This is a genomic window from Noviherbaspirillum malthae (assembly GCF_015352985.1).
GTDB lineage: Bacteria > Pseudomonadota > Gammaproteobacteria > Burkholderiales > Burkholderiaceae_D > Noviherbaspirillum > Noviherbaspirillum malthae.
This window is the reverse complement of sequence record NZ_JACYXF010000157.1, coordinates 1-2,483: the sequence shown is the minus strand read 5'-3', so window position 1 is coordinate 2,483 and position 2,483 is coordinate 1. Positions and strand designations below refer to the sequence as shown.

Genomic DNA, 2,483 nt, shown 5'->3' with positions numbered 1-2,483 from the left:
CCCGACAGTTACCTGTCACGCCTGTCAAGGTAGGCTCTTCTGACGGAACAGAAGGTTCACTAGATTCCTCCTAAACAATAGATCGATCTTGAACAACTACAACAGCGACTTCGAGTCGCACTGTCAGATATTTTGTGTGCAAGGGCTACGTAGACTTTTCCACGGCGCCGCTCGCTGCCCCATGTGAAGGGCAAGAGCGTGCGGTGCGGTGGTAAAGTCGTGTTCATTCTACGCTCGTAAATTGAATCGGTCGGCGTACATGATGGCGAACTGATTCATCGCCTGTTTCCAGTCATGTGCAGCACGGCTCCATTGTGCGGTGATGTTGCGCAGGGCCAGCCAGATGAGCTTGGTGGCGGCATCGTCGCTGGGGAAGTGCCCGCGAGTCTTGATGATCTTGCGCAGGCGCGCATGTACACTTTCTATGGAATTGGTGGTGTAGATGACGCGACGCACCTCAGGCGGGAACGCGAAGAACGGAATCACATGTTGCCAGGCCCGCCTCCAGCTGGCAGCCACAGTTGGAAACTTCTGTCCCCAAGGGCCTTGCTCAAAGGCGTTGAGCTCGGCTTCGGCTACCTCGGCACTGGAGGCGGTATAGATCGGTTTGAGGGCCGCGGCCAGTGCCTTTCGCTCCTTCCAATTGGCAAACTCCAGGCTATTACGGATCAAGTGCACGATGCAGGTCTGGAGCGTGGTGGCCGGATAGACGGCAGCAAGCGCCTCAGGCATGCCCTTGAGGCCGTCCGTGACGGCGATGAGGATGTCATTGCAGCCGCGCGTCTTCAGGTCGTTGAATACCTTGAGCCAGAACTTGGCACCTTCGGTGTTCTCGATCCAAAGACCCAGAATGTCCCGCGTCCCGTCGGCAAGCACGCCGAGCGCCAGGTAGACCGCCTTGTTGCGCACCACGGCATCTTCCCGGATCTTGACGCGCAGGGCATCGAAGAAGACGACCGGGTACATCGGCTCCAGCGGCCTGGCCTGCCACGCGGCAATCTCGCTCATGACGGCATCGGTGACACTGCTGATGAATTCGGCACTGACTTCGACGTTGTACATCTCGCGCAGGAAGGCCTGCATCTCGCGCATGGTCATGCCACGTGCATACATGGCAATGATCTTGTCGTCGAACCCGGTGAAGCGTCGCTCGTGCTTGCCGATCAGCTGTGGCTCGAATGAACCCTGGCGGTCGCGCGGGATGTCGATGCGCAGCGCACCTTCGTCGGTCAGAACTGTCTTGGCGCTGGTGCCATTACGATGATTGCCGTTCTCATCCGGCTTGGCGGCTCCCGGCGGATAGCCCAGGTGGTGGGTCAGCTCCCCACTCAAGGCGCGCTCAATGACCGCCTTCTTGAATTTGCCCATCAGGGCTTCAACTGCTTGCGCAGTCATCGGCCCGGTCACGAACTGATCAAGAAGCTCCTTGGGGATTTCTGGCGTGGAAGATTGCTCCGATGTCAGATCCTTGGTCTTGCGTGGCATATCGCCTCCATATCGTCAAAGATATGATATGCCTCGCACACAAAAATCAGGACAGGCTCCGGCAGAGTATGTTTTAGCCAGAAGCCAAATGCCTCAATGAGGTCAAGTTCAGGGATTAGGTGGGCATACTTCGACACGACATTTTCTTAAAAGGTGATTGCAGTTACTAAGGGCCACGAGAAACGATCAATCCCATCCTATGGTCCGGTAATCCGGATGGAGATAAACCTCAGTGCAGTCGCTTTGCGCCGGTGAAAGAATAGTATTCTTCAACGGAGTCTGGGTCTGTGGCCGTTTCTTTTGCCTTATTACATAAATATGCGCCACAGATCAGAAAGCGGCGCATCTGGTCATCGCTAATGTGATCGGAGATTGCTGCTAACGTTTCGGCGTAGAGTCTGGCAACCGTCGAGGGATCAGCGTTACCTGGTTGTATCCTTTCAAGCAAGGACATGATCTGGTACTCGTCCATGGCACTGCCTTCAGCTCCTGTTGTTGTTAGATACTGTGAGCCATGGCCATTCGTATGGTTCATGACATATCCCATAACAAATGCTGAACCGTTGCATAAATGTATAGCGTTTTTGCTATTGCGTTGACAGGCCTAAGGGTCGAGGCTGTGTGAAAACGTGAAGGCCGAGCGGATCGACCACGACCTATGGAAGAGAAAACAATCTTTTCTCCCATATCTCGTTCTGGACTCATGGCAAAACGACGTCTTCACACACTTTCGGTCGAACTCGGGAGTTCATAATCTGACACATCCTGTCAGATCAAGCCACAACTTATACAGATTATTCTTCTAGCCTGCACCTCGTCACTTGCAAGCGGCCCCAACTACGCAGGCATAAACCATGCGGTGCGCAATCCCTAGAACTCATTTCATAAATGGCGGCGAAGCAGAATCATGATGAGTGAGAGATGAACAAAGGCGGTGTAATGTTCGATGCAGCGGTCCCAACGTGTAATGACACGCTTGAACTTGTTAAGCCAGGCAA

At 54.2% G+C, this 2,483-nt stretch carries 2 protein-coding genes; both read right to left on the bottom strand.

Going from position 1 to position 2,483, the window contains the following annotated elements:
• Nucleotides 1-228: 228 nt before the first annotated feature.
• Nucleotides 229-1,485, bottom strand: coding sequence for an IS256 family transposase (locus IGW03_RS37400; protein WP_194727447.1), 1,257 nt, complete (start codon nt 1,483-1,485; stop codon nt 229-231).
• Nucleotides 1,486-1,714: 229 nt separating this feature from the next.
• Nucleotides 1,715-2,020 (bottom strand): hypothetical protein, encoded by a 306-nt coding sequence (locus tag IGW03_RS37395; RefSeq protein WP_194727446.1) that lies wholly within the window; start codon nt 2,018-2,020, stop codon nt 1,715-1,717.
• Between the last annotated feature and the right edge of the window lie 463 nt (nt 2,021-2,483).

What these genes read in the sequence shown, in the direction of transcription:
- IGW03_RS37400 (WP_194727447.1), bottom strand. Translation starts at nt 1,485, where the DNA reads ATGCCACGCAAGACCAAGGATCTGACATCGGAGCAATCTTCCACGCCA.
- IGW03_RS37395 (WP_194727446.1), bottom strand. Translation starts at nt 2,020, where the DNA reads ATGAACCATACGAATGGCCATGGCTCACAGTATCTAACAACAACAGGA.